The 26,040-nt window shown below is 35.7% G+C and carries 24 protein-coding genes and 2 pseudogenes; 20 read left to right on the top strand and 6 right to left on the bottom strand.

What is annotated here, in order from left to right:
* The first annotated feature begins 669 nt into the window (after nt 1-669).
* The gene (ppsA, locus tag KFD70_RS05640; RefSeq protein ID WP_336451194.1) at nt 670-3,285 is read left to right on the top strand and encodes a phosphoenolpyruvate synthase; all 2,616 of its coding nucleotides are present in this window, start codon (nt 670-672) and stop codon (nt 3,283-3,285) included.
* A gap of 330 nt (nt 3,286-3,615) precedes the next feature.
* Here the strand turns inward: ppsA and rpiA are convergent, their stop codons facing one another.
* Complete coding sequence (gene rpiA, locus KFD70_RS05635; protein WP_336451193.1) at nt 3,616-4,278, bottom strand: ribose 5-phosphate isomerase A; 663 nt, start codon at nt 4,276-4,278, stop codon at nt 3,616-3,618.
* Between the two features lie 16 nt (nt 4,279-4,294).
* On the bottom strand, nt 4,295-4,615 hold the full coding sequence (locus KFD70_RS05630) for a 2Fe-2S iron-sulfur cluster-binding protein (protein WP_336451192.1): 321 nt from the start codon (nt 4,613-4,615) through the stop codon (nt 4,295-4,297).
* 147 nt (nt 4,616-4,762) lie between these two features.
* Between KFD70_RS05630 and KFD70_RS05625 the strand changes: the two genes are divergently transcribed.
* Nucleotides 4,763-5,461 (top strand): RNA polymerase subunit sigma-70, encoded by a 699-nt coding sequence (locus KFD70_RS05625; protein WP_336451191.1) that lies wholly within the window; start codon nt 4,763-4,765, stop codon nt 5,459-5,461.
* A gap of 21 nt (nt 5,462-5,482) precedes the next feature.
* Complete coding sequence (clpP, locus tag KFD70_RS05620; RefSeq protein ID WP_336451403.1) at nt 5,483-6,064, top strand: ATP-dependent Clp endopeptidase proteolytic subunit ClpP; 582 nt, start codon at nt 5,483-5,485, stop codon at nt 6,062-6,064.
* Nucleotides 6,065-6,117: 53 nt separating this feature from the next.
* Here clpP and KFD70_RS05615 read toward each other — a convergent pair whose 3' ends face one another.
* On the bottom strand, nt 6,118-6,975 hold the full coding sequence (locus KFD70_RS05615; RefSeq protein ID WP_336451190.1) for a glycine betaine ABC transporter substrate-binding protein: 858 nt from the start codon (nt 6,973-6,975) through the stop codon (nt 6,118-6,120).
* A 202-nt stretch (nt 6,976-7,177) separates the two neighbouring features.
* Between KFD70_RS05615 and KFD70_RS05610 the strand changes: the two genes are divergently transcribed.
* Nucleotides 7,178-8,383: a quaternary amine ABC transporter ATP-binding protein gene (locus KFD70_RS05610; RefSeq protein WP_336451189.1), complete on the top strand. Its 1,206-nt coding sequence runs from the start codon at nt 7,178-7,180 to the stop codon at nt 8,381-8,383.
* On the top strand, nt 8,376-9,215 hold the full coding sequence (locus KFD70_RS05605; RefSeq protein WP_336451402.1) for an ABC transporter permease: 840 nt from the start codon (nt 8,376-8,378) through the stop codon (nt 9,213-9,215). The genes KFD70_RS05610 and KFD70_RS05605 overlap by 8 nt, the downstream gene beginning before the upstream one ends.
* 78 nt (nt 9,216-9,293) lie before the next feature.
* Here the strand turns inward: KFD70_RS05605 and KFD70_RS05600 are convergent.
* Nucleotides 9,294-9,539 (bottom strand): annotated as a pseudogene (locus KFD70_RS05600) (hypothetical protein).
* Between the two features lie 213 nt (nt 9,540-9,752).
* Between KFD70_RS05600 and KFD70_RS05595 the strand changes: the two are divergent.
* From KFD70_RS05595 to KFD70_RS05585, 3 genes are read left to right on the top strand one after another with little or no spacing between them, the layout of a single operon-like run.
* Nucleotides 9,753-10,232, top strand: a complete 480-nt coding sequence (locus tag KFD70_RS05595; protein ID WP_336451188.1) for an HIT family protein — start codon at nt 9,753-9,755, stop codon at nt 10,230-10,232.
* Nucleotides 10,216-11,040: a PP2C family serine/threonine-protein phosphatase gene (locus KFD70_RS05590; RefSeq protein ID WP_336451187.1), complete on the top strand. Its 825-nt coding sequence runs from the start codon at nt 10,216-10,218 to the stop codon at nt 11,038-11,040. The genes KFD70_RS05595 and KFD70_RS05590 overlap by 17 nt, the downstream gene beginning before the upstream one ends.
* A gap of 31 nt (nt 11,041-11,071) precedes the next feature.
* Nucleotides 11,072-11,545, top strand: a complete 474-nt coding sequence (locus tag KFD70_RS05585; RefSeq protein ID WP_336451186.1) for an NUDIX domain-containing protein — start codon at nt 11,072-11,074, stop codon at nt 11,543-11,545.
* A 48-nt stretch (nt 11,546-11,593) separates the two neighbouring features.
* On the opposite strand, the gene KFD70_RS05580 is transcribed toward KFD70_RS05585, so the two are convergent.
* Nucleotides 11,594-12,436 carry an oxidoreductase gene (locus KFD70_RS05580; protein ID WP_336451185.1) on the bottom strand — a complete coding sequence of 281 codons (843 nt, stop codon included), beginning with the start codon at nt 12,434-12,436 and terminating at the stop codon, nt 11,594-11,596.
* Here KFD70_RS05580 and KFD70_RS05575 point away from each other — a divergent pair.
* The 8 genes and pseudogenes from KFD70_RS05575 to KFD70_RS05540 form a co-directional block, all read left to right on the top strand.
* Nucleotides 12,417-12,725 (top strand): annotated as a pseudogene (locus tag KFD70_RS05575) (YbfB/YjiJ family MFS transporter); the annotation flags it as partial. The gene KFD70_RS05580 and the pseudogene KFD70_RS05575 overlap by 20 nt on opposite strands.
* Before the next feature lie 415 nt (nt 12,726-13,140).
* Entirely contained in the window at nt 13,141-14,139 is a 999-nt protein-coding gene (gene acoA, locus KFD70_RS05570) for an acetoin:2,6-dichlorophenolindophenol oxidoreductase subunit alpha (protein ID WP_336451184.1), read from the top strand.
* A 17-nt stretch (nt 14,140-14,156) separates the two neighbouring features.
* On the top strand, nt 14,157-15,191 hold the full coding sequence (gene acoB, locus KFD70_RS05565) for an acetoin:2,6-dichlorophenolindophenol oxidoreductase subunit beta (protein ID WP_336451183.1): 1,035 nt from the start codon (nt 14,157-14,159) through the stop codon (nt 15,189-15,191).
* 17 nt (nt 15,192-15,208) lie between these two features.
* Nucleotides 15,209-16,414, top strand: coding sequence for a dihydrolipoamide acetyltransferase family protein (locus KFD70_RS05560; protein ID WP_336451182.1), 1,206 nt, complete (start codon nt 15,209-15,211; stop codon nt 16,412-16,414).
* A 15-nt stretch (nt 16,415-16,429) separates the two neighbouring features.
* Nucleotides 16,430-17,809: a dihydrolipoyl dehydrogenase gene (gene lpdA / locus KFD70_RS05555; RefSeq protein ID WP_336451181.1), complete on the top strand. Its 1,380-nt coding sequence runs from the start codon at nt 16,430-16,432 to the stop codon at nt 17,807-17,809.
* Between the two features lie 347 nt (nt 17,810-18,156).
* Nucleotides 18,157-18,990: an alpha/beta fold hydrolase gene (locus KFD70_RS05550; protein WP_336451180.1), complete on the top strand. Its 834-nt coding sequence runs from the start codon at nt 18,157-18,159 to the stop codon at nt 18,988-18,990.
* A gap of 232 nt (nt 18,991-19,222) precedes the next feature.
* Nucleotides 19,223-19,771 carry a GNAT family N-acetyltransferase gene (locus tag KFD70_RS05545; RefSeq protein WP_336451179.1) on the top strand — a complete coding sequence of 183 codons (549 nt, stop codon included), beginning with the start codon at nt 19,223-19,225 and terminating at the stop codon, nt 19,769-19,771.
* A gap of 353 nt (nt 19,772-20,124) precedes the next feature.
* On the top strand, nt 20,125-21,981 hold the full coding sequence (locus KFD70_RS05540) for a sigma-54-dependent Fis family transcriptional regulator (RefSeq protein WP_336451178.1): 1,857 nt from the start codon (nt 20,125-20,127) through the stop codon (nt 21,979-21,981).
* Nucleotides 21,982-22,116: 135 nt separating this feature from the next.
* Here the strand turns inward: KFD70_RS05540 and KFD70_RS05535 are convergent, their stop codons facing one another.
* Nucleotides 22,117-22,668, bottom strand: coding sequence for a hypothetical protein (locus tag KFD70_RS05535; protein ID WP_336451177.1), 552 nt, complete (start codon nt 22,666-22,668; stop codon nt 22,117-22,119).
* Nucleotides 22,669-22,854: 186 nt separating this feature from the next.
* Between KFD70_RS05535 and KFD70_RS05530 the strand changes: the two genes are divergently transcribed.
* From KFD70_RS05530 to KFD70_RS05515, 4 genes are all read left to right on the top strand, one after another.
* Entirely contained in the window at nt 22,855-23,091 is a 237-nt protein-coding gene (locus KFD70_RS05530) for a DUF3977 family protein (RefSeq protein WP_336451176.1), read from the top strand.
* Nucleotides 23,092-23,520: 429 nt separating this feature from the next.
* Nucleotides 23,521-23,565: an erythromycin resistance leader peptide gene (locus tag KFD70_RS05525; protein WP_135111488.1), complete on the top strand. Its 45-nt coding sequence runs from the start codon at nt 23,521-23,523 to the stop codon at nt 23,563-23,565.
* A 398-nt stretch (nt 23,566-23,963) separates the two neighbouring features.
* A complete protein-coding gene (locus KFD70_RS05520; RefSeq protein ID WP_336451175.1) occupies nt 23,964-25,418 on the top strand; it encodes an Msr family ABC-F type ribosomal protection protein in 1,455 nt (484 codons plus the stop codon).
* 280 nt (nt 25,419-25,698) lie between these two features.
* A complete protein-coding gene (locus tag KFD70_RS05515; protein WP_336451174.1) occupies nt 25,699-26,028 on the top strand; it encodes a TnsA endonuclease N-terminal domain-containing protein in 330 nt (109 codons plus the stop codon).
* Nucleotides 26,029-26,040 lie beyond the last annotated feature (12 nt).

Below are 26,040 nucleotides of genomic sequence, written 5' to 3'. Positions count from 1 at the left end.
ACTGCAGTAGCCTTTTTTGTTTGACTATTTTTGAGATGCATATATGTATAAATTTATATCACAATAAATGTGAAGTAAGCTTATTTTTTCTAGTATGCTTACCAATCATGGTCGCCTAGTGGGTAAGATGGATTAAAAATATGTAAAAAAAGAATAAAAAATTTAGAAGAAGAAAATAAACAATTACTTGAAAAAGAAGAGGAGAAGATTACGGAATATTTTATGAATTTATAACACATTAGTTTCCTTCTTCAACTAACGATGCAGGATAGTTCAAGAATGATTTGTTACAAAAAGGACAGTGACGATAAATAATCGGTAACTGTCCTTTTCCCTAATTTAATTATACCATTATTAACTCACCATTTTTAGTCTGTTTTTTATTTATTAAATTGTTAGTATTAATAAAATGAAGTTGCTTCTTCGATGATATATTTAAACGTAAGTAGTTGATGAGATGAACAATTTTTGTCATATGATTCGTTTTGGTATTGAGCGATAAAGTGAAACTTTAATCAGTGGGGGGGTTCTTCATTCCCCACTGATTATTAGCCTTCACCAATCGGGCTTTACGGGCAGTTGCCCCCCACTTATTTTCCTCGTTTCTCTCTGAATCTTGAGGTGGGGGTCTTACTGCCCATTAATGCGGGATAAATGGGAGGGAAAGAAATGGAATCATATGTTCTAGAGTTTCGGGAGATTGATAAAACGAGACAAATGGTGGTTGGAGGAAAAGGGGGTAATTTAGGGGAACTATCGAAGATTCATGGAATACAAGTGCCAGAAGGATTTTGTGTTACGACAAAAGCTTATAGAAAATCCCTCGAAAAAAATGAAGCCTTCCATGCATTGTTGGATCAACTAACACTGCTAAAAGTAGAGGGTCGAAATCAAATTGGTGAAATCAGTAGGGAGATTCGGAAAATCATTTTGGAAGTAGAAATTCCTTCCGATGTTGTGAAAGCTGTTGCTCACTATCTCTCCCGGTTTGGCAATGAACATGCTTATGCAGTTCGTTCCAGTGCAACTGCTGAAGATTTACCACACGCCTCCTTTGCTGGTCAACAGGACACCTATCTAAACATCAAAGGAAAAGATGCAATTTTACAACATATTAGCAAGTGCTGGGCTTCGCTATTTACTGATCGTGCAGTGATTTATCGCATGCAAAACGGATTTGACCATCGAAAGGTTTATCTGTCTGTTGTTATTCAAAGGATGATTTTTTCGCAAGCTTCCGGAATACTATTTACCGCTGATCCAGTTACCTCAAACCGAAAGGTGCTGTCGATCGATGCTAGCTTTGGACTGGGTGAGGCACTTGTCTCTGGCTTAGTGTCTGCGGACAATTATAAAGTGCGGGAAGGTAGTATTGTGGAGAAGACGATTTCTACCAAAAAGTTGGCTATACATGTACGAAAAGAAGGCGGAACGGAGAAAAAGGAGATTGAGCCGAACCAGCAGAATATATCTACACTTTTAGATGAGCAAGTGTTAGAACTTGAAAGGGTCGGTAGAAAGCTGGAAGCGTATTTTGGCTGTCCGCAAGATATCGAATGGAGTTTGGTTGATGATACATTTTATATTGTCCAGAGTCGTCCAATCACTACTTTATACCCCATCCCTGAAGCGAACGATCAAGAAAATCACGTCTATGTATCTGTTGGTCATCAACAAATGATGACTGATCCCATGAAACCATTGGGAATGTCTTTATTCCAGTTAACATCTTTTGGACCCAGGTTTAAAGCTGCTGGAAGGTTATTTGTTGATATCACGCATAATCTGGCTTCGCCTGTCAGCAGAAAAACGATAATAGATACCTTGGGACAATCCGATCCGCTCATAAAAGACGCACTCATGACTATAATAGAGCGAGAAGATTTTATAAAATCGTCACCAGATGATAAGCAAGCACCGAGTCCTAGTAAAAGCAATAAAGATATATCGTCTTCAGGTTTTCAAGCACAAATCGAAAACGATCTGACAATCGTTTCTGATTTAATTAAGAGTAGTCAAACATCGATAGAAGAGTTAAAACAAAACATCCAAACGAAATCAGGATCAGATTTATTTGATTTTATTCTAGAAGATATCCAGAAATTAAAGAAGATTTTATTTGACCCACAAAGTTTGGGTGTGATTATGGCTGCTATGGATGCTTCATCATGGATCAATGAAAAAATGAACAAGTGGTTAGGTGAAAAAAACGTAGCAGACACGCTTTCTTTATCTGCACCAAACAATATTACTTCAGAAATGGGTCTGGCGCTATTGGATGTCGCAGATGTGATTCGTCCTTATCCAGAAGTAATTGATTATTTACAACATGTAAAAGATAATAACTTTTTGGATGAACTGGTTAAGTTTGATGGTGGCAAGGAAATCCAAGACGCTATCTATGCTTATCTCAACAAATACGGAATGCGATGTGCCGGAGAAATCGATATTACTAAAACTCGTTGGAGTGAAAAACCAACTACACTTGTCCACATGATTCTCAATAACATCAAAGAATTTGAGCCTAATTCTGGAAATCGGAAATTTGAGCAAGGGCGACAGGAAGCTTTGAAAAAAGAACAAGAGTTATTAGATCGATTGAAGCAATTACCGGATGGTAAACGAAAAGCCAAAGAGACAAAACGAATGATTAGCATAATACGGAATTTCATCGGTTATCGTGAATATCCAAAATACGGCATGATTAATCGTTACTTCGTTTATAAGCAGGCTTTACTGAAAGAAGCCGAACAACTCGTACAATCCAGCGTTATTCATGAAAAAGAAGATATATACTATCTCACTTTTGAAGAACTTCACGAAGTCGTACGTACAAACAAACTGGATTACCAGATCATCAGCAAACGAAAAGACGAGTACAAATTATATGAAAAACTAACTCCCCCACGTGTTATTACGTCTGATGGTGAAATTATTGCGGGTGAGTACAAACGAGAAAATCTCCCAGCTGAAGCGATTTTAGGTCTGCCTGTTTCTTCCGGAGTTATAGAGGGAAGAGCACGTGTCATCTTAAACATGGAAGACGCTGATTTAGAAGATGGAGATATATTAGTCACCTCCTTTACTGATCCTGGCTGGACACCATTATTTGTATCCATAAAAGGTCTAGTTACCGAAGTTGGTGGACTGATGACCCATGGAGCAGTTATCGCACGTGAATATGGCTTACCAGCAGTTGTCGGTGTGGAAAATGCTACGAAGATGATTAAGGATGGACAAAGGATCAGGGTGAATGGAACAGAAGGGTATATAGAAATACTATAATTCTTTACATTTAAATCATAAAAGAAGAGAATGTGAATTAGGAGAATCATGGAGATCTTGGTGGATATGGAGGGGGATTCAGAGAAAAGGTTGGTTACTTTAATTAGAGAAAAAATATAATGATTTTCTGTAAAAATGTATATATGACAACGTTTTTCTTCTTTTTAACTAAAGAATTCTAAAAGAATTATAATCAAACTTTTTTATAAAAAATGAATTCAGATTTATAACAAGGGAATCCGTTTTTAGTAAACTGTATTCCAAAATTACAGTTATCAATACAGAAAGGCTGACTTCAACGATGATACGTAATTATAGTCAGCCTTTTCATTATAATTCTTTTATACCGTTTTCCGTAGCAATAATTGCTTTATCCACCATATTAATAAATAGACCAGTTTCAATTACACCAGTTATCATTTTTAACTGCTGATGAGTTTCGATTGGTTTGGTTATTTGGTTTGGAAAAACACAATCTAAGATTAGATTACCATTGTCTGTTATAAACGGTTGATTGTTTTGCATACGTAAAATTGTCTGACAACCAAATGATCGAATTCTTTTTGCGGTTTGTTCCCAAGCGAACGGTACGATTTCAATAGGAAGAGGAAAGGTACCTAAATGTGTTACAAGTTTCGATTCATCAGCAATAATAGTAAATTTTTGGGAAGAAGTGGCGACTATTTTTTCACGTAGAAGAGCACCACCGCCCCCCTTAATTAATTGTAAGTTGGGATTAATCTCATCTGCGCCATCAATGGTGAGATCAAGATAATCTATGTCATCTAACGAGATTAAAGGGATAGATAGTTGTTGTGCCAACTGTTTAGTTTCTATTGATGTTGGTACAGCTTGAATCGTTAAACCTTCGCTAACTAGCTGTCCTAATTTTTGTATCGTCCAGTATACAGTAGAACCAGTGCCAAGTCCGATTTTCATCCCATCTTTTATAAAATCAGCAGCATATTCACCAGCTAAACGTTTTAAATTCATTATCATTCTCCAAAAGTTATTCTGCAGGTCGTGGTCCAGCATCTAATCCGGAATTTTCAACTGTTAATATGGGACGAACGGTGAGATCTGTATGTACGTACATTTGACATGATAATCGCAGGTGGTCTTCAATTCCTTTTTCAGTAATCGCATTCTTCTCAATATGTGTAGGTTCGCGAAAATCTCCATCTATAATTTCAACGCGGCAAGTGGTACAACGTGCTTTCCCTCCGCATCGATGAAGAATATGGACACCATTATCTTCAAGTGCTAGTACTAATTTTGTTCCTTCTTTTACATCAAACGTGCCACTACCTATAACGGTTAATTTTGGCATATGATTGCCTCCTCATGTAAAATTCTACATAACATATTTATGACCCCATTTTCGTAATCATAAACGTTGTAAAATTTTTTATCAGACCCGTAACTTTTTTATCGGTAAAATCGTTTATAAAGTAAGCGCTGAAAAGGAGTGGTTATTTTGTGCACAAAAATAACTCGAATGTTAAAAAATCATATCGATATGAATCATTCAAATATAAACTTTATCATTGAAAATTATGCGGAGTTAAAAAGGTACTGTACGTTTTTAACAAAAAGCAAATGGGACGGAGAAGATCTTGCCCAAGAAACGGTTTGTAAAGTACTCCAAAAATATGTAGGTGCAGAATATAAAGAGGTTTGTATTACGCTTCTATATAAAATCGCTCGAAATCAATGGCTAGATCAAATGAAAGCAAAATCAGTTAAGAAGAAATTAGAGCAGGAGATTACATTTGAAGAACCACATGAAAAAATTGCTGATGTGCATGAGATGGTGGAGAAAGTTTTGTCATTATTAAATGTACAGCAATCCGTCATCTTCTTATTAAAAGATGTTTTTCAATATAGTTTATCCGATATTGCGGAGATATGTTCAATATCAGAAGGTGCAGTAAAGGCCTCACTGTTTCGTAGTAGAAATAGGTTGAAAATAGTAAATGAAGAAGGGGAGATTGAATTAGCAGGGCAGGAGGATGATGTTGAAGTAGTTGTAACAGCCATTCGTGAACAAAGACCAGAATTGTTGACAAAACTTCTTCCAACAATCGACTTTACACATCTATCATCGAAGCAGCCAGTACTACTATTCAATACGAAAACACCTTTTTCTTACGGTGATATGCGATGCGCAGCTTAAAAAGTAGATGGAGGGATTATGATGAATGCAATTCCTTATGTTGTAGAACAAACAAAATTAGGAGAACGCTCCTATGATATATATTCAAGGTTGTTAAAAGACCGAATTGTTATGATTGGATCAGAAATTAATGATCAAGTAGCAAGCAGTATAGTCGCGCAGTTATTATTTTTAGAAGCCGAAGATGCGGAGAAGGATATCTTTCTATATATTAATAGCCCAGGTGGTTCCACTACAGCAGGATTTGCGATATTGGATACGATGAATCTTATTAAACCAGATGTTCAAACACTTTGTATGGGATTTGCAGCGTCATTTGGAGCATTATTGTTGCTTGCTGGAGCAAAAGGAAAAAGGTTTGCGCTTCCAAATAGTGAGATTATGATTCATCAGCCGCTTGGCGGAGTGAAAGGGCAAGCGACAGAGATTGAAATAACCGCAAAACGCATATTAAAGTTAAAACACGATATTAACAAAATTATATCGGATCGAACAGGTCAACCAATTGAAAAAGTAGCGCATGATACAGAAAGAGATTACTTTATGACAGCGGAAGAAGCGAAAACATATGGTATCGTTGATGCTGTTATTGAGAAAAAATAATTTAAAATAGACCAGAGACTATTATCTTCTCTGGTCTATTTTTGTATGAGAAATTAGTCTTTTATCCATTGATCTACTAATGCCTGGTTCTTTTTAATCCATTTTCGGGCAGCCTCTTCAGGATCCTTCGTTTCATTTAACATCACCATCAATGTACCAAGCTGTTCATCATTCATTTTCCATTTATCGAAGTATTTCACAATTTCCGGATAATCTTTTTCGAAACCTTTACGTACAGAGTAATAAATGTCGTCTTTTTCACCATATACTTTCTTAGGGTCTTTTAAATATTTTAAATCAAATTCTGAAAAGCCCCAGTGTGGATTCCAAAGCGTAACAGCGATTGGTTTCTTTTGCGTATAAGCTTTTTTTAACTCACTCATCATTGCCGCTTCTGAAGATTGGACAAGTTTTAGCTTTATATCATATTCTTTCATTGCTTTACCCGTTAAATTCATAAGGCTACTACCAGGTTCAATTCCAACAATTTTGTTGTTCAATTCATCCTTATGGGCGTTTAAATCCTCGATGCTGTTAATGTCTTTCATATAAGAAGGGACGACTAAACCAAGTCCAGTTCCTTCATACCATTTCGACTTTAAGACAATGTCATTTTTATACCGATCATTTAAGGGTTTATCGGTAACCGGAAGCCATACTTCTAAGTTTGCATCAACATCACCGCGGGCGACACCAGTCCAAATAGCTGCTTTTTCTAAATACATGAGTTCAACTTTATAGCCTTTTTGTTCTAATAAAACTTTCCACATATTTGCGGTTGCAATATTTTCTTTCCAACTTGTTACACCAAGTTTAATTTTCCCTTTCATATTTGCATTCGTAGCATTACAAGAGGTAATAATCATGCTGATAAATAACAAAATGCTTATAAGACATATTTTCCGTTTCATTGAATCCTCCCGTTTCATAAATAAAAATTGTTTTGTTTCATTTTGTATAGCATTGCTTTTATGAATAAATCTATAAGTGAACCTTCTTATTATGAACGGAAACAAGAATTTTAAAAAAAGCTTATTTATGTCATTTCTATGTAATATTTCTGTTTAAAATCGTTACACTATGTGAATAGATAGGCAGAAAAGGAGTCGTTGTATGGAAAATACAAAAGTACGTGTTGAAAACGTAACAAAAGTATTTGGAAAAAATCCTCAAAGAGCAGTTGCCTTATTAAAGGAAGGAAAAAGTAAATCAGAAATATTAAAAGAAACGGGAATGAACGTTGGAGTGAAAAAAGCAACGTTTGAAGTATATACAGGAGAAATTTTTGTCATTATGGGGCTATCTGGGAGCGGGAAATCAACTCTTGTACGTATGCTAAACCAATTAATAAAACCAACAACAGGTCATATATACATAGATGGAGAAGATATCGCGACAATGGGGAAAGAGGCACTCCGAAAAGTCCGAAGAACCAAGATGAGCATGGTCTTTCAAAAGTTTGCGTTATTTCCGCATCGTACAGTTATACAAAATGTTGCTTATGGTTTAGAGATACAAGGAGTTCCAGTAGAAGAAAGAGAAGAAAAGGCACTGGAATCACTTAAGTTAGTAGGATTAGATCATCATAAAGATAGCTTTCCAGGCCAGCTAAGCGGCGGAATGCAGCAGCGTGTTGGGATTGCAAGGGCTCTTACGAATGATCCAGATGTTCTTCTCATGGACGAGTCATTTAGCGCATTAGATCCGCTTATTCGAAAAGAAATGCAAGATGAATTGTTAGAGCTCCAAGATAAAATGGAAAAAACAATCATTTTTATTACGCATGATTTAGATGAAGCGCTTCGAATTGGTGATCGTATTGCGTTAATGAAAGACGGAGAAATTGTACAAATCGGAACGCCTGAAGAAATTATGATGAGTCCTGCAAATGAGTTCGTAGAGAAATTCGTTGCAGATGTGAATTTAGGTAAGGTTATTACCGCTGAATCAATTTTAAAAAGACCGGAAACATTATTAATTGACCGTGGTCCTCGAGTAGCCCTGCAAATTATGAGAAATGCGGGGGTGTCTACCGTATATGTTGTAAATAAAAAACATGAATTTTTAGGGGTATTAACAGCTGATGATGCGAGTAAAGCCGTTCACAAACAGTGGCCAATTGCTGATTTGTTAATAAAAGATATTCCGCACGTGTATGTAGATACATTGTTGGAAGAAACGTATGCAAAAATGGCGGAAATGAAGCTACCGTTACCAGTCATTGATGAAAAGAAAAGGCTAAGAGGCATCATAAAACGGGAAAGTGTCATTCAAGCCCTTGCAGGAAATATCGAGGAAGAGGTGAATGACGATGAATAGTATTCCGCGTATTCCTTTAGGTGAATGGGTTGATGCATTTGTTGCAAGTTTATATGAGAATTTTGAAGGACTCTTTAGAGGATTTTCATATGTGATTGGTGGTTTCGTTGATTTACTGACAAATTCCTTAACATGGATTCCAGCATTTTTAATGATTATAATCGTATGTTTTCTCGTTTGGTATACTACAAGGAAAATATCTTTAGTGGTATTTACGTTAATCGGCTTATTATTTATTCTAAACATTAACTATTGGGGACAAACGATGCAAACATTGGCGCTTGTTCTCACATCAGTCATTATTTCCATTATTGTTGGGATTCCAATTGGTATTTTAGCATCCCAAAATGAACGGTTTTCAAAAATATTAAAACCAACATTAGACTTTATGCAAACAATGCCGGCTTTTGTATACTTAATTCCAGCGATTACATTTTTCGGAGTAGGTGTTGTTCCTGGTATTATTGCATCTGTCATTTTTGCGATGCCACCGACGATTCGATTTACTGATCTTGGAATTAGGCAAGTACCGGAAGACTTAATTGAAGCTGCAAATGCATTTGGTTCAACTACATCGCAAAAGTTATTTAAAGTTCAGTTACCTCTCGCAACAGGAACTATTATGGCTGGTGTAAACCAAAGCATCATGCTGTCTTTATCGATGGTTGTTACAGCTTCACTTGTAGGAGCACCTGGACTTGGGGTAGATGTATATCGTTCTGTAACCCAAGTAAATATTGGAATGGGATTTGAAGCTGGACTAGCTATTGTAGTCATTGCGATTATATTAGATCGGATTACACAAGGATTTCATAAGAAAAAAAGAGTGTAAAGAGAAATGAAACACGCATCGTAAGCGAGGTTACGATGCGTGTTTTTTATTTGAATGAAAGTATAGAATGAAACAGGATTACATACACACAATTACTGAACCTCCAGCTGGTGTACACACTTGATTTTGTTTTTGTTCCATCGATTTTATTAATTGATGGTTTTCTTCGATTAATGAGATCAATTTTGCTAATTGATTTTCAAGATTTGTCATTCGTTGTATCGTGTAATGAGAACCATGAGGAATTGGTGTTGTAGTTCATACAGTGTTGTTTGGATAGGGGATGGGTGGATCATTCATATGAGAATTCCAATGTGGGTGCATATGATTTTCTCCTTCTTCAAGAAAGAATTTTTCTCTATAATAAATGCCCATCTCTGTTTAAAAAGTGACTCGATGAAAAAGCAAAGGAATTACAAGGTCTTATATTTTTGGTTTGTAATAATAGGAATATACAACAAGTTTCTTCCGAATAGTCTGAAATATACGGCATTTTATGGTATTATTATGGTAAATTCAAAGAATAGAGGGATATACATGTCTACACAAAGTCACGCTGAAGAACACTGTTTTATATGTCGGAAACATAGAGGGGAAATTAAAGTGCCAGGCGGGGCAATCTATAAAGATGAGCTCGTATATGTGGGACATGTTCATTGGGAAGAAGATGAAACGTATCTTGGATATGTAATGATTGATATAAAAAGACATACACCAGGGCTAGCTGAATTAACTGAAGAAGAGGCAAAAGGTTTCGGCCTAATTATGAGTAGAGTGAGTCGTGCGCTAAAAGAATGTGAGGGTGCAGAACATATATACGCTGTCGTTTCTGGTAATGGGGCAAATCATATGCATATGCATCTCATTCCCCGTTACCCAAACACGCCGCAAGAATTTTGGTCTCCGGCTAAACTTGTAAATTGGGAAGGCGCTCCTCATGGACAAGCAGAACAAATACAAAAATTATGTGAAAGAATACGAACGTATATGGTGAACGAATATGCATACAACAAATAATACACAATATTTATGGGTTGGTAGTGATGAAATGTGTTTAGGGGAAATTTCAGTTCAGCAGTATGGTGATATGGCGCTTGGCAGATATGGTGGGAATACAAGTGCAGGTGCAAAAAAGAATGAAGACGGTGCCTTGTTTTGGTCAAATGGAAATTGGGAATTTGCGATGATATTAGATGGACACAATAGTGTAGAAAGTGTCGCTTTAGTCGTACATACAATCCAAAATGCCTATGAGAATATAAAAGTTTTATTAGAAGAACCCATTGAAACGGTATTTCGTTCTGTTGAACATCATATTCTTACACTTTTTCAATCTCATTCATTTAAACAGGCGTGTCAGCAAGTGAAGGGTGAAACAGCGTGCTTAATATGCGTACGAAAAGAAAATTATATTTGGTGGCTTTCTATCGGAGATTGTCTTGTTTATGTATTTCATGAAGAGTTGCATAAATTAGGACAGCATATGCTAAACCAACGTCATTTTTATGAATGGATTGGGAATGTGAATACATTTTCTTTACCCGTTCCATGTTATTCTTCAGGTGTTCGAGAGCTACGTACAGGAAGCAATAGAATCGTAATGGTAACAGATGGTGTACTCGAATGTGGAGAGCGTCGTTATGAAAATCCAATTCATTTATATAAGGATATATACGAAAATAAAGTAAAACTAACAGAATGTATTCAAAATGTGCTAGAGCATGTTCATCATCAACTTGGGAGAGATAGTGCGACAATAATTAGTTGGGACTATGAAAATCATGTTTATTCTACTTATCCGAGTGATCAACCGGAGAAAAGATAATCTTCCAATCAGTAAAATAAGGGGTAAGAAAATGAAAAGACCTTTATTGCGTGCGGAAGCCAGTATCATGAATGAGGAGCGTTCTAAGGTTCTTGTTCAATGTGACGACAAAGAAACATTCTATCGTTTCCCTGGCGGATCCATTGAATTTGGTGAGCTAGCATGTGAAGCAATTAATCGGGAATTATTTGAGGAATATGATTTACAAGTTCAAGTGGAGACATTAGCGATTGTAAATGAACATATATTTCAAATTGATGGAAAGCTACATCATCAATGTACGTTATTTCATTGGTGTAAGTCGATAACGGAGATAAATGAACCGTTATTTCATAAAGAACATGAAAATATTATTCTTACATGGAAAAAGATACAGGAGCTGAAAGATAAACCGACTTATCCTGAAGGAATTGTTTCTTTAATAGAATCAAAGGAATATGTAATTTCTTTTTTTGGAGTTATATGCTTAACGATTTCATTCAGTGTTGTAATGTATTTGTTTTAAAGTCAAAACAAGAGTAGTGTGTAACTACTCTTGTTTTTTTACTTGTCATTACATTTTTTTAAAACTTTTAAGTACAAGAAATTCCCACACTCTCCACGGAAGCATTTTTTTCACAAGCATCATCAATTTTACGCCTTTTCCAATTGGATATCGAAGTGTTGTATGTTTTGCAGCAGCAATCGCTACAACCTTTTGAGCGACATCAATCGGATTGCCAAATGTATCACTCCCACTATTAATATGACGTTGTATTTTATCCATATAATCTTTATAAGGAGAGTCTGCTTCTGAATAATTTTCAGCAAGTTCTTTACCAACTTCCCATATGTTTGTGTTATAGGAACCTGGTTCGATCAAAGAAACATCTATCCCAAATGGTTTTACTTCTAAGCGGAGGGATTCGCTCCAACCTTCTAATGCGTATTTTGAAGAAACATAGGGAGATAAACCAGGAAACCCAACTTGGCCACTAATACTACTTACATTAATAATTTTTCCGCTTTTTTGTTTTCGCATATAAGGTAATACAATTTGAGTTATGGATATTGCTCCAAATACATTTGTCTCAAATTGTCTGCGATATTCTTCTACCGGAATTTCCTCTATAAATCCACCGCTCGCATACCCTGCGTTATTGACGAGAAGGTCAATTCGTTTTAATTCTTTTAAAAATGATTGAAATGTATGTATAGATTTTTGATTTGTTACATCTAGTTGATGGATTTTGATATTTTTTTGTAAGTGTAATGCAGTCGCTTGAGATAATAATTCTGCTTGTTTATCAAGATTACGCATTGTAGCGATGACGAAATAGTCCTTTTTTGCAAGCTCAAGGGTAGTTAAAAGGCCAAATCCGCTAGATGCACCTGTAATAATTGCGATTTTATTCATTTCCCGCTCACTTTCTTTTTTCTTACATCATAACGATTTACGTGTAGAAAATCTATTATTCTCTTACATTATATCGGCAATCATTTGGGGATCGAGTTTAGGGGGGATTTTATTGTTAATTCAAGTTACGGCCTCTAAGCAAGTATCGCCGAAATATGTTTCGATGGCGATTGGTTTTATATCTGTATTTTATGCGATAGGGCAAATGGTTGGGCCAGGGATTGTAGGTTGGATCATTGAAAAGGTGAGCTTTGTGGCGGCATATGGGTTAGGTGCTCTCGATTTATATTGGGTTGCGTTTGAAAAAAGAAGGTCGTATCGATTCGGTATCTGTGAAATAGTAAATATTATGTGTTGTGTGATAATAAATTTACGAATACCAGTAATAATGGGTAATTAACAATTTGAATTAAAATTGTTAATTAAAAAATAAAGTTTACTACATAAAGGATAAAAACAGCTCTCTTCGGTATTGAAGCGGGCTGTTTTTATCCCGTATTAACGGGCGGTATGTGGCGTTTTAAATTTGTTTATTTTTATTGCTTTCTAACACTGTGAACAAAAGTGGACATAATGAGACAGCTGTCTCGTTATGTCCACTTTTTTCTCTTTTAAAAAGAGAAAAGCCCCATCATTCTAACGTTTTAAATTTGGCACGATACTTGCAATTTAAAAGGTGAACAAGAAAATAGGAGGGCTGAAACATGTTAAAAACAACTGAAAGTAAAGGGAATGAAATGACAAAAGAACAAGCTCGTTGGATGTACGAAAAAATGTTAGAGATTCGTAAATTTGAAGATAAGGTGCACGAATTGTTCGCGCAAGGTGTATTACCAGGTTTCGTTCATTTATATGCCGGGGAGGAAGCGGTAGCAGTTGGTGTGTGCGCCCATTTAACAGATAGCGATAGTATTACAAGTACACATAGAGGCCATGGGCATTGTATTGCAAAAGGCTGTGATTTAGATGGTATGATGGCTGAACTTTTCGGAAAAGCAACTGGATTATGTAAAGGAAAAGGCGGCTCTATGCACATTGCCGATTTAGATAAAGGAATGCTTGGTGCAAACGGTATTGTAGGAGGTGGATTTCCACTTGCATGCGGTTCTGCGTTAACAGCAAAGTATAAAGGGACAAAGGATGTAAGTGTTTGTTTCTTCGGAGATGGTGCAAATAATGAAGGCACGTTTCATGAAGGTGTGAATTTAGCGGCAATTTGGAAGTTACCTGTTATTTTTGTTGCTGAAAATAATGGTTACGGTGAAGCTACACCGTTTGAATATGCGTCTAGTTGTAAATCAATTGCGGATCGCGCGAAGGCTTATAATATTCCTGGCGTTCGCGTTGATGGAAAAGACCTTTTAGCTGTATATAAAGCAGCGGAAGAAGCGGTTGAACGTGCGCGTAATGGAGAAGGACCAACTTTAATTGAGTGCATGACATATCGAAATTACGGTCACTTCGAAGGTGAAGCACAAACATATAAAACAGCAGAAGAAAGAGAAGAGCATTTAAATGAAAAAGATGCGATTGTCAATTTCCGCAAACATTTAATCAATGAAGGATTGCTGACAGAAACTGAGCTTGTAAATATGGAAAAGGCAGTCGATGAAGCAGTGCAAAAAGCAATTGAATTTAGTGAAAATAGTCCATATCCAGAGAATAGTGAGTTATTAACAGATGTATATGTTTCTTATAAATAAGAGGAGGGTGAAGAAGAATGACTAGAATTGAGAGTATGTCAACTGCAATTAATGAAGCGATGAAATTAGCGATGCGCCGTGATGAAAATGTCATTTTAATGGGGGAAGACGTTGCGGGTGGTGCACAAGTAGATCACTTACAAGATGACGAAGCATGGGGCGGTGTCCTTGGGGTTACAAAAGGATTAGTTCAAGAATTTGGCCGCGAGCGTATTTTAGATACGCCAATCTCTGAAGCTGGTTATATGGGGGCTGCGATGGCTGCTGCTGCAACAGGATTACGTCCAATTGCTGAGTTAATGTTTAATGACTTTATTGGTAGCTGTCTAGATCAAGTGTTAAACCAAGGGGCGAAATTCCGCTACATGTTTGGCGGTAAAGCGAAAGTACCTGTTACGGTCCGGACAATGCACGGAGCTGGATTTAGTGCAGCAGCGCAGCATTCTCAAAGCTTATATGCATTATTTACAAGTATTCCTGGCATTAAAGTGGTTGTTCCGTCAACTCCGTATGATGCAAAAGGGCTATTACTAGCATCAATTGAAGATGATGATCCAGTAATCTTCTTTGAAGATAAAACGCTTTACAATATGAAAGGAGAAGTTCCGGAAGACTATTACACAATTCCATTAGGAAAAGCAGATGTGAAACGAGAGGGATCTGATGTGACGATTGTAGCAATTGGGAAACAAGTGCATACGGCGTTAGAAGCTGCGAAGCAGTTAACGAAGAAAGGATTTGAAGTAGAAGTAATTGACCCGCGCTGTTTATCACCGCTTGATGAAGATACAATTTTGAAATCTGTTGAAAAAACAAATCGCCTAATTGTAATTGATGAAGCGAACCCAAGATGTAGCATTGCAACGGATATTGCAGCCATTGTTGCAGATAAAGGATTTGATTTACTAGATGCACCAATTAAACGAATTACAGCACCACATACACCAGTTCCGTTCTCACCACCGCTTGAAAAGTTATATTTACCAACGCCTGAAAAAGTAATTGAAACAGTATCTGAAATGATTGGAGACCGTTCATTATTAAACGTATAACGAAGGGAGAGAGAGGTATGGCTGTTGAAGTTGTAATGCCAAAACTAGGAATGGCAATGAAAGAAGGAATTGTCACTGCTTGGAACATAAAAACGGGCGATCATGTGACAAAAGGTGAATCAATTGCAAGTATTAACTCCGAAAAGATTGAAATGGAAATCGAAGCTCCGGCAGATGGAACTGTTTTAGACATAGCTATAGAAGAGGATCAAGGCGTTCCTCCTGGTACTGTTATTTGTTATATTGGTAAACCAAATGAAGCGGTGCCGCAGCATGAAGAACAATCTACACCAGAAAATCCGGCACTTAAAATAGGAGTACCTACAGATAATGTACAGCACCCAGAACCATATGCGAAAGAAGGAACAAAACAAAGAATTAAAATTTCTCCAGTAGCTAAAAAGATGGCGAGAGCTAAAAAGCTTGATATTACGAAATTAATAGGGACAGGACCTGGAGGAAGAATTACGAAAGTTGATGTGTTAAAAGCGTTAGAAGAAAAAAATATACTCTCAAAAGCGAACGCGCAAGAACAAAGTAAGCAAATACCTGTTGTAGGGATGCGGAAAGCAATTGCGAGCCGTATGCATGCAAGTTTACAAAACAGCGCGCAATTAACATTAACGATGAAAGTGGACGTTACGGATTTAGTTGCATTACATAAACAGCTGGCTGATAGCGTGCAAAAACGTTATGAAAATAAATTAACAATTACAGATTTTGTTTCTCGCGCTGTTGTTTTAGCACTATTAGAACATAAAGGTATGAATAGTGCGTATATCGATGATACTATCCATCAATTTGAACATGTTCATTTAGGTATGGCAGTTGCATTAGAAAATGGCTTGGTTGTCCCAGCGATTCGTTTTGCGAACAATTTATCACTTGTGCAATTATCGAAAGAAATCAAAGTGGTTGCATCAAAAGCGAGAGAAGGTACATTAAGTAGTGATGATATGCAAGGTACAACATTTACAATTAGTAACTTAGGTGCGTATGGAATTGAATATTTTACACCGGTACTTAATACACCTGAGACAGGAATTTTAGGTATAGGCGTAATTGAACATGTACCTGTATATAAAGGAGAAGAATTACAAAAAGGCAGCATTTTACCGTTAAGCTTGACATTTGATCATCGTGTATTAGATGGTGCGCCAGCCGCTGCATTTCTGCGTACGATTAAACAATATTTAGAAGAGCCGATAACAATTCTTTTATAAAAAGAAGGTGAGAGAATGAGTAAATTAGCTGTAATTGGCGGGGGCCCAGCTGGATATGTAGCAGCAATTACTGCTGCTCAAAACGGGAAAGAAGTTGTTCTCATTGAAGAAGATGCGCTTGGTGGTACATGTTTAAACGTAGGGTGTATGCCGACAAAATCGTTGTTAGAAAGTGCAGAAGTACACGATATAGTGAAACATGCAAAGGAATTTGGAGTAAGACTTCCTCAAAATGATATTTTAATTGATTGGCAACAAATGCAAAATCGGAAACAGAAAATCGTTACACAGCTTGTACAAGGTATTCAATATTTAATGAAGAAAAATAAAATTAAAGTGATAAAAGGAAAAGCTCGCTTTCAAACGGATCATCGTTTACAAATTATACAGGGTAACAAAGAAGAAGCTGTAGATGCAAATCAATTTATTATCGCATCTGGATCAGAGCCTACTGAATTGCCATTTGCACCGTTCGATGGGAACTGGATTTTGAATAGTAGTCATACGATGTCCCTTGATCATATACCAGCATCCTTACTCATTGTTGGTGGCGGAGTAATAGGATGTGAGTTTGCTAGTATTTATAGTAGGCTTGGGACAAAAGTAACAATTGTTGAAATGGCATCGCAAATTTTGCCTGGTGAAGATGAAGATATCGCAAGTATTTTAAGAGAAAAACTAGAGAGTGATGGTGTTCAAATTTTTACTGAAACAAGCTTGAAAGGTTTGAATAATCATAAGAAACAAGCATTGTTTGAAAATAAGGATGGCTCTCATGAACTAGATCCAGAGTATGTTCTTGTTTCAGTTGGTAGAAAACCACGTGTGAATGAATTGGGGCTTGAAACAGCAGGAATAGAATTTTCGAGTAAAGGCATTCCTGTAAATGAACACATGCAGACGAACGTTTCACACATTTACGCAGCAGGTGATATTATTGGTGGAACCCAGCTTGCTCATGTCGCTTTCCATGAAGGAGCTACAGCTGCACTACATGCGTGTGGTGAAGAAGCGAAAGTGAATTATCACGCAGTACCGCGGTGCATCTATACAGCATCAGAAATCGCAAGTGTTGGTTTAACTGAAAAAGGTGCACGTAATCAATATGGAGATATTCTCGTTGGCGAATTTCCATTTAACGCAAACGGAAAAGCGCTTATTTTAGGAGAACAAATTGGAAAAGTGAAAGTAATTGTTGAACCGAAATATCAAGAAATCATTGGAATCTCTATTGTTGGACCCCATGCAACAGAATTGATTGGACAAGGAACTGTCATGCTTCATACGGAAGTAACAGCTGATATCATGAGAGATTTTATCGCAGCGCATCCGACGTTATCGGAAGCAATTCATGAAGCGGTGTTACAGGCGATAGGGCATGCTGTGCATGCGTGAAGAATATAGGTGGAAAAGAACAAGTTTGATATTAAACTTGTTCTTTTTTATTGTATGACCAAATTGCAAAATAACTTGGCATCGATATAGACTGTTTATTTGTAAGTGAAAACATTGCGATCTGAAAAATCAAAGTTGTCAGTTATTGGCTGGGTGCTATATAATAAGAACGTATATTCTAGTAGATAGATACAAAGATATCTTCTGGAAAAGTATTAATATAGCAAGTCCTTGAACTAATATGTTGAAACTTTATTGATTGAAAATCAGACATGTAAAGTATATTGTGAGTTGAATGAAGAAATGGAATAGAAAAGATTCTGTTTTTAAAATAAGGAGGATTTTTTATGATATGCCATATTAAAGATGCACAAATATATTATGAAATAATTGGTGAGGGAAAACCTGTAATTCTCTTACACGGATGTTCTGTCGATTATAGGTTGATGATGGGATGTATGGAATCAGTGTTTCAGAAACATGCAGGCTATAAGCGCATTTATATTGATTTACCGGGTATGGGAAAATCGACGGCCCCTAATTGGATAAATAGTTCAGATATTTTATTAGATATCTTGATTTTATTTATCGAAAAGATTATTCCTGATGAAAATTTTTTACTCGTAGGAGAATCATATGGCGGATATTTGTCTAGAGCAATACTTTCGAAAATGTCTCAGCGAATTGATGGTTTATTACTCATATGCCCTGTTATAATTGCAAATCATAAAGCGAGAACAGTTCCAAAATATAATAGGATTATAAGTGATGATGAATTTTTAAATAAACTTTCATCGGATGAAAAAAACGAGTTTTGTGAGTTAGCAGTGATAGCAAATGAATATACATACAACCGATATAAAAGAGAAATCAAATCAGGCCTTACCGTGGCTAATACAGAGTTTGTAGAAATGTTGCAATGCAATTATACATTATCATTCAATACAGATGGACAAAAATATGAAAAACCAGTTCTTTTACTCGCTGGGAGGCAGGATATAGTTGTAGGATATCAAGATTTATTGGAGACTATTGAAGAGTATCCAAGAGCAACATTTGCTGTTTTAGATATGGCTGGTCATAATTTACAGATTGAACAACCTGAGCTATTTGAGAGTTTAGTAGGGGAATGGATGAAACGAACAGAGAATCCGTATGAAAAGAAACAGAAGATTCGTTAAATCAATAAGGTCACCTTTTTAAGGATATTTCGAGGAGAAGAATGTGTAAAAAATGCACTGTATTATAGATTGTCAAGTAATCTATGATAGACTGATGTTACCGATATTTACCATACGAAAAATATCCTATGGCAATAAATTAGGGTAGGTTATTTGGCTAGAATTGTTGTGAATTACAAAGATTTTTACTTGTTGTATTCTTTAAATCAACTTCATATCAAAGGAGTGTACCATGATAATTAACAAACAAGAATTTTATGTAAATGGGATCAATTATACTGTTAGATCCGCACTTGAAAAAGATGCAAAAGATTTGTCTGATTTAAGATTACAGATTGATGGCGAGACTGAAAATATGGATAGAGAAAAAGGAGAGGCATTCATAGATATACCAGGGTTTAAAGAAATTATAAAAAAGGATACTGAAAGTCCGAGGAACTTATTTTTAGTTGCTGTAGTGAATGATCAAATCGTCGGGTTTTCAAGATGCGAAGGAGTGTATTTAAAGAGATTCTCTCATAAAATAGAGTTTGGAGTATGTGTATTAAAAGAGTTTTGGGGACATGGGATTGGTAAAAATCTTTTACAAAAGTCTATTTCTTGGGCTGACACCAATGGAATTAAAAAGATTATTTTGAATGTGTTGGAAATAAATGAGAAATCTATTAAACTGTATAAAAAGTTAGGATTTGAAATTGAAGGGATATTAAAAAATGATAAAAGGCTTGCTGATGGTCAATATTATAATACTATCATTATGGGGAGATTTCACGGGGAATAGTTTATAAAATTACATATAGATGTAAAGGAGTGAGAACCTTGCAACTTAAAATCAGGTTTTATATAAGTATCGTGTCTACTATGTTGTTCATTATAGCAAGTACAATCTTTTTTATGGACAATTATCCGATGAAATGGTTATGGGTTTGTATAACGGTGAGCTCTGTTGTACAAAATGTAGTGTTATTTAGAAAATATAAAAGTGTTCATTAAAATATTCGAATTGTTAACATGTTTGTGTCATCTTCCTCATTTTATTGAAAACGTTTTTATGGAGTTTTATAATAAAATTATATTTCCTCGCATGAACTCCTAAAAAAGAATCTCCAAAATAATAAAAAGGGAGATGATAGAATGTTAGCTTCACCGTTTTACTTACATACTTGGAAAAAATTTGTTGATGAAGGTGTTCTTGATTCTGCTAGAATAAATAAAAGAATTTCAGAATCATGGCATCGCTGTAAACAAGCGAATGTCAATCCGCATATGAATAAAGGTCAGAATATTTTAACTTCAGATACGTTTGATGAACAAAAACAAAAAAGTGAAATTTTCCTTGATATCGCTTTACCGCATTTGCAAAATATGCAAAAAACAATTCATGACTTACAGATGATGGCACTCTTAATCGATCCTGATGGATATGTACTTTCCATAACAGGAAATAAAAAGACATTAAAACAGGCAAATCATATTAATTTTATCGAAGGTGTGAACTGGACCGAAGCGGCTGTTGGGACGAATGCAATTGGTACAGCGCTTGCGATAGAAGAAGCAATTATGATAAGTGGTACAGAACATTATTCTGTCGCGTCTCATAGCTGGAGCTGTGCAGCCGCACCCATTCGTAATGACGATGGGAAATTAATTGGTGTCCTTGATTTTTCGTGCCCGATTGAATTTTCACATCCATATATGCTTGGCATGGTAACATCCATTGCACATGCAATTGAGCGTGAATGTAGCATTCGTGTGCATCAACATGAATTAGAATTAATTCACCGTTTTTTAGATGTAATTGAGAGTGAGGAGTCTTTAGTCATTTGTAATCATCGACAAGTTGTCATTTCGGCAAGTAAACCAGTTCGGGAACACGTTTCTAATTGGTCACGGATGAAAGTAAATGATTTATTACAGTACGGATTTCGAAGTAGGATGGAGGTACCTGTATATAATAATGATAGGATGATTGGGAAATGTATATACCTATCAGAAAATCAATTCCAAAAAAAGCACCACTCTTTTCAAATGCAAAAGGCAGTACATTTCCCAGGGGTTGTTGGAATAAGTGATTCGTTCCAGCGTACGTTAGAAGAAATTAAACTCGTTTCGCAGACGGATGCAAGTGTCTATGTTTGCGGGGAAACTGGGGTCGGGAAAGAGTATGTTGCCAAAGCAATTCATGAAAACAGTACAAGGAAAAATGGACCGTTTGTAGCTGTTAATTGCGGAGCATTACCAAAAGAATTGATGGAGAGTGAATTGTTTGGTTATGTAGAAGGAGCCTTTACAGGGGCACGCCGCCAAGGATATAAAGGGAAGTTTGAACAAGCGAATGGTGGAACGATTTTTCTGGATGAAATAGGAGAAGTTCCCCCGGAAATGCAGGTAGCTCTATTGCGGGTTTTACAAGAGCGTAAAGTAACACCGATTGGAAGCACGAAAGAAGTGGCAGTAGATATTCGTGTCATTACGGCAACGCACCGTGATTTACTGCAGCTAGTAGAGGAAGGGATTTTTCGTCAAGACTTATATTACCGGTTACATGTATATCCGATTTATGTACCTTCTTTATGTGAAAGAAAAGAGGATATTCCCTATTTTATTCAAGATTTTTGTAAAAAGAAAGACTGGGATGTTCAATTCCCAACTAGCATATGTAATCAGTTTCTACAACATGAATGGCCAGGGAATATTCGTGAATTGTTAAATGTGTTAGAGCGCATATACATTCTTTCACAAGGGCGGGAAATATGTGAAAAGCAAATTTCTTTCTTGTTACAAACAATGAATGTAAATCAAAAGAGTCTTGAACTAAGAGAAAAAAAAGAGATTGAGCATAAGCATACACTAACCTTCCGGGAAAAAATACAGCGAGACGGAATGATTGAAGTACTTCAAAAAACAAAGGGAAATGTATCACTTGCAGCAAAACTATTAGATGTCCCGCGCAGTACATTTTATAAACGAATGCAGCGATTTCAGTTATAAAAGAAGCAGGTTTCTATCAATCTGCTTCTTTTATATGTTAGTGCGCGTTCTGTCGGAATATGCGCTTACCGGGGAAATAGTAAACAATAATAGGATGCCATATATGGAAATAAATTATGGTAACAAAGATGTATTTCAAATGTAATTTTGCTGAAGGAATTGGGAGATCATGTGATACTCATTCAAAATCCTTTTTCTACCTATATCGGTTAGGTGCCATGTATCTTTTGTAATATTTCTATGATCTTGTAACGGAAGAACATCTATCACCATATCACTAGTAGCAAATGCAGTAGCTATAAGTAAGAACCTTTTCATAAAAAAGCTTTTACCTGCTAATAAAATATTTTGGTTTATAGCTATTTTTGAAAGATGAAGCATGGCGTTTTTAATAACATCATTAGCTGTATGAGCCTCTCCTGTTATTGGAAATACTAGTTCCTCAGGAATTCCTGATTTTACTAGTATTTCTTTATGAAAGATAAACTCATTTTCATTTAAAAATCTATTATATATACTTGGAATCATGAGCTTCTTAAAGCCTTCTTGATGAAATAATGTAATGATTTGCTCATTTAATTCAGCGTAATGACCAGGGTGGTAAAGAACAACATCTGGATTTAGAAGTTTATTTTGTCTTTCTATAAAAATCATTTCACTTAATAGACTAGTAAACTGATGATTCATAACTCATATACCTTTCTTAAGAAATACTTACTCACTTTTGAATTATTCGGCATTATAAAACTTTTCCCTTTCTCTAACTTTAGTAAAGCAGAAACAAAGAGGAATATGTCAAAACTTGCGCTTACCAAGGAAATAGTAGAATGTTTAAAAAAATTTCCTAAAAGCAATGAAGAAGGAGAGTTATACGTGAAGTACATAGAAGTTGGTATCGGAAATAAATGGCTAGTTCGAACAGAAACAGAGCGGGTAGATGGAACTGAGTATGAGCAAAAAGGAGTTGCGAAACCTATCTACTTTGAATCCCTATATGTACGGATTTGGTTTCGAAAAACTTGTTTCATTTTAGATTCTAAAGAAGGGTTTAAGAAAGTACAAAAGAAGCGAAATGAGTATAAGTTTATTTTGGGAATTGTGAGTAAATGATCATAAATAGGGAAAGGGGATGCTTGTTTATAAGAATTGTGATATTTTTATTAGCAATCATTGTAATGAGATACACCGCTTATAGCTGGAGGATAATTCAAAAAAAGTATGTTGTATAGGTTTAGCAACTTAAGGGGCGATAAACGTTACCAATTATATGTTGGTAACGTTTATTTTCTAGTAAGCAATGCGCTTCTCATTACATATTGCTACAGTACGCTCATATAATACTCGATCAATTTGAAATTTTTCCGTTATCCAATAAGTTAGTTCAGAAGGTGTTAACACAGATTCTGTTTTTTGTCATTGTAATATTTCTTTAAAACATTATCATTTTAGTTGGCAAAAAATTGTTTACTTTGACTATTTGTAAAAGAAACCCTATAATAATTATTATACTATTAAGTTTTTAAGGAGGATTATTAAAAAATGACACACGCAATGAAATTACGTTTCCCAACTTTGAACCAGTAATTGAATACGTTCAAAGACTCTGTTTGTATATGCAGAGTAAACGGGAGTAGTCTGTCCTTTTTTAATAAACTTCATTTCCAATACAATTATGTACGATGAAGAAAGGTGGATGGTTCTGCCTTTCTTTATTTTTATATAAATTTTCTTTTTTGTGTTTAACAATAAAGGGAATTTATTTGGTAATCGTTACTTTTATTTAGATTCCCTCTTAAAGGATGGATTAAATTCCCTTTACTCTGAATCACAGTCAGATTGTCTGTGATTTTTTGTTGTCATTTTATATGATTGGGGGGCTTTATATGATGATGTTACTCTTCTATTGATACGAGCTAAGTAAGCGAAGCTCGTATCGATCCTAGCTATCGATACGAAATAACAAAATTTCGGAGGTAGCGAACATGGAAAAATTATGTTTTGAATTAGAGAATGTCGAAGTGACATATTTAGATAAAGAAGTATTGAAAATGGAACGATTAGCTATACATCAATTTGACCGCATCGGTATTGTGGGAAAGAACGGCGTTGGAAAAAGTACGTTATTAAAGTTACTTGCTGGTAAAATTGAACCCACAAGTGGTGTAGTAAAGTTTCATGTAGAATCTGGTTATTTTGAACAACTTGAAGCTCCTACCACTAGCGAAGCTGATGCAGTGTTACTCGGAAGATTAGCTATTCCGAAAAATACGAATGGGTTAAGTGGTGGAGAGCAAACAAGATTAAAGCTTGCACAACTGTTTACACATTATCACGAGGCATTGCTTATTGATGAACCGACAACACATTTGGATCAGGAGGGCATTTCATTTTTGCTTGATGAACTGCGATATTATTATGGAGCGCTTGTTTTGATTAGTCATGACCGTGCTGTTCTCGATGAACTTGTCACAACGATTTGGGAAGTAGATGAAGGTAAAGTACATGTATATTCCGGGAATTATAGTGAATATACGATGCAGAAACAGTTAGAACGAGAACAACAGAAGCAAGCTCACGAGCAATTTATAAAAGAAAAAAATCGACTTGAAAAAGCGGCGCAGGAAAAAATAAAAAAGGCTAACAAAATCGCGCAAGCGGGAAATATGTCAAAGAAAGAATCAAAGGCGAAAGCGAATCGTATGTTTGAATCGAAATCGAAAGGCACGAGCCAAAAAGCAATATATCGCGCAGCAAAAGCGATTGAACAAAGAATGGAAAGGCTGCAAAAAATTGAAGCTGTACAGGAGGAACGGAAAATTGTGTTCCGCCAATCAAAGGCGAGTGAACTGCATAATAAGTTCCCAATTATGGCAGACCGACTAACTCTTCAAGTACAGGACAAAGTGTTATTGAATGGAGTGAGTTTCCAACTTCCTCTCGGTAAAAAAATAGCGATTACTGGTGCAAATGGTAGTGGAAAAAGTACGTTGCTTCAACACATTGCGAATCAAGGTGCAGGTTTAACTATTTCGCCAAAAGCAAAAATTGGTTATTTTACTCAAATGAGTTATCAATTTACAAGTGACGAAACGGTATTACAATTTGTCAAAAATCGCTCGGAATATGATGATGGATTTTTACGAAGTGTTTTACACTCGATGCAGTTTGTTGGCACAGATATAATAAAGAGTGTGAAATCATTAAGCGGGGGAGAAGCAATTCGTCTTCAGCTTTGTCAGCTGTTCTTAGGGGAATATAACATTTTATTGTTAGACGAACCGACCAATTTTTTAGATATTTATGCGATTGAGGCTTTGGAACGGTTTATGGCCGCATATGAAGGAACAATCGTATTTGTATCTCATGATCAAACCTTTATCAATCATGTAGCAGAACTGCAATATAAAATTGATGCAGGAAAGTTAATTCGAGTTTGATTTTTTAGTTGATTTCTAAATAAGCTACTGAGACAACCTTGGTGGCTTATTTGTTGTGAGTATTTCAATAGATTGCATAATTGTAAAAAGACATGAAATTCTAAACTAAATTTAAAGCAAAAAAATATTGATTTAGCTGTACTTACAACTTGTTTTGTAGGTACTTTTTTGTTTTTTGTAGTGGACAAGAATGTCTAAAATTTTTAAACTAAAGACACGAAAGTATAAAATTCCTAAAATTCAGGCCTTTAGATGAATTAATAATACAAGGGGGAAGTTGATGTATAAACCGCTAGTTACTAATGTTAGTAAGAAGTACGGGAATAATAGGTGGGTAACGTATAGCTCTAAATTACAAAGAGAAGTTTTTTTATTCAGTGATTTAGAATACGAACATTGGTTAATGGTAGAATCAAACCCAAAAATTATAAATTTTTGTGAACAACCTTTAGTAATGACTGCATGTATAAATGGAAAATCAGTGACTTCTATTGTCGATATGTGGGTAAAATATTCCGATGGAAGTGAAGAATTTATAGAAATTAAATATTCCTCAGATTTGATTAAACAAAAGGTAATAAATCAGATTTTCACTCAAAAATATTGGTGAGCAGAATATGGA

This window comes from Bacillus pfraonensis (genome assembly GCF_050768835.1).
Taxonomy (GTDB): domain Bacteria; phylum Bacillota; class Bacilli; order Bacillales; family Bacillaceae_G; genus Bacillus_A; species Bacillus_A pfraonensis.
This window is presented reverse-complemented; position numbering and strand designations above follow the sequence as displayed.

Coding starts and splice junctions, on each gene's coding strand:
- KFD70_RS05515 (WP_336451174.1), top strand. CDS start 25,699: ATGTATAAACCGCTAGTTACTAATGTTAGTAAGAAGTACGGGAATAAT.
- KFD70_RS05550 (WP_336451180.1), top strand. CDS start 18,157: ATGATATGCCATATTAAAGATGCACAAATATATTATGAAATAATTGGT.
- KFD70_RS05545 (WP_336451179.1), top strand. CDS start 19,223: ATGATAATTAACAAACAAGAATTTTATGTAAATGGGATCAATTATACT.
- acoA (WP_336451184.1), top strand. CDS start 13,141: ATGTTAAAAACAACTGAAAGTAAAGGGAATGAAATGACAAAAGAACAA.
- KFD70_RS05610 (WP_336451189.1), top strand. CDS start 7,178: ATGGAAAATACAAAAGTACGTGTTGAAAACGTAACAAAAGTATTTGGA.
- clpP (WP_336451403.1), top strand. CDS start 5,483: ATGAATGCAATTCCTTATGTTGTAGAACAAACAAAATTAGGAGAACGC.
- KFD70_RS05615 (WP_336451190.1), bottom strand. CDS start 6,975: ATGAAACGGAAAATATGTCTTATAAGCATTTTGTTATTTATCAGCATG.
- KFD70_RS05590 (WP_336451187.1), top strand. CDS start 10,216: ATGCATACAACAAATAATACACAATATTTATGGGTTGGTAGTGATGAA.
- acoB (WP_336451183.1), top strand. CDS start 14,157: ATGACTAGAATTGAGAGTATGTCAACTGCAATTAATGAAGCGATGAAA.
- KFD70_RS05520 (WP_336451175.1), top strand. CDS start 23,964: ATGGAAAAATTATGTTTTGAATTAGAGAATGTCGAAGTGACATATTTA.
- KFD70_RS05535 (WP_336451177.1), bottom strand. CDS start 22,668: ATGAATCATCAGTTTACTAGTCTATTAAGTGAAATGATTTTTATAGAA.
- KFD70_RS05595 (WP_336451188.1), top strand. CDS start 9,753: ATGTCTACACAAAGTCACGCTGAAGAACACTGTTTTATATGTCGGAAA.
- KFD70_RS05605 (WP_336451402.1), top strand. CDS start 8,376: ATGAATAGTATTCCGCGTATTCCTTTAGGTGAATGGGTTGATGCATTT.
- KFD70_RS05560 (WP_336451182.1), top strand. CDS start 15,209: ATGGCTGTTGAAGTTGTAATGCCAAAACTAGGAATGGCAATGAAAGAA.
- KFD70_RS05630 (WP_336451192.1), bottom strand. CDS start 4,615: ATGCCAAAATTAACCGTTATAGGTAGTGGCACGTTTGATGTAAAAGAA.
- lpdA (WP_336451181.1), top strand. CDS start 16,430: ATGAGTAAATTAGCTGTAATTGGCGGGGGCCCAGCTGGATATGTAGCA.
- KFD70_RS05585 (WP_336451186.1), top strand. CDS start 11,072: ATGAAAAGACCTTTATTGCGTGCGGAAGCCAGTATCATGAATGAGGAG.
- rpiA (WP_336451193.1), bottom strand. CDS start 4,278: ATGAATTTAAAACGTTTAGCTGGTGAATATGCTGCTGATTTTATAAAA.
- KFD70_RS05540 (WP_336451178.1), top strand. CDS start 20,125: ATGTTAGCTTCACCGTTTTACTTACATACTTGGAAAAAATTTGTTGAT.
- ppsA (WP_336451194.1), top strand. CDS start 670: ATGGAATCATATGTTCTAGAGTTTCGGGAGATTGATAAAACGAGACAA.
- KFD70_RS05580 (WP_336451185.1), bottom strand. CDS start 12,436: ATGAATAAAATCGCAATTATTACAGGTGCATCTAGCGGATTTGGCCTT.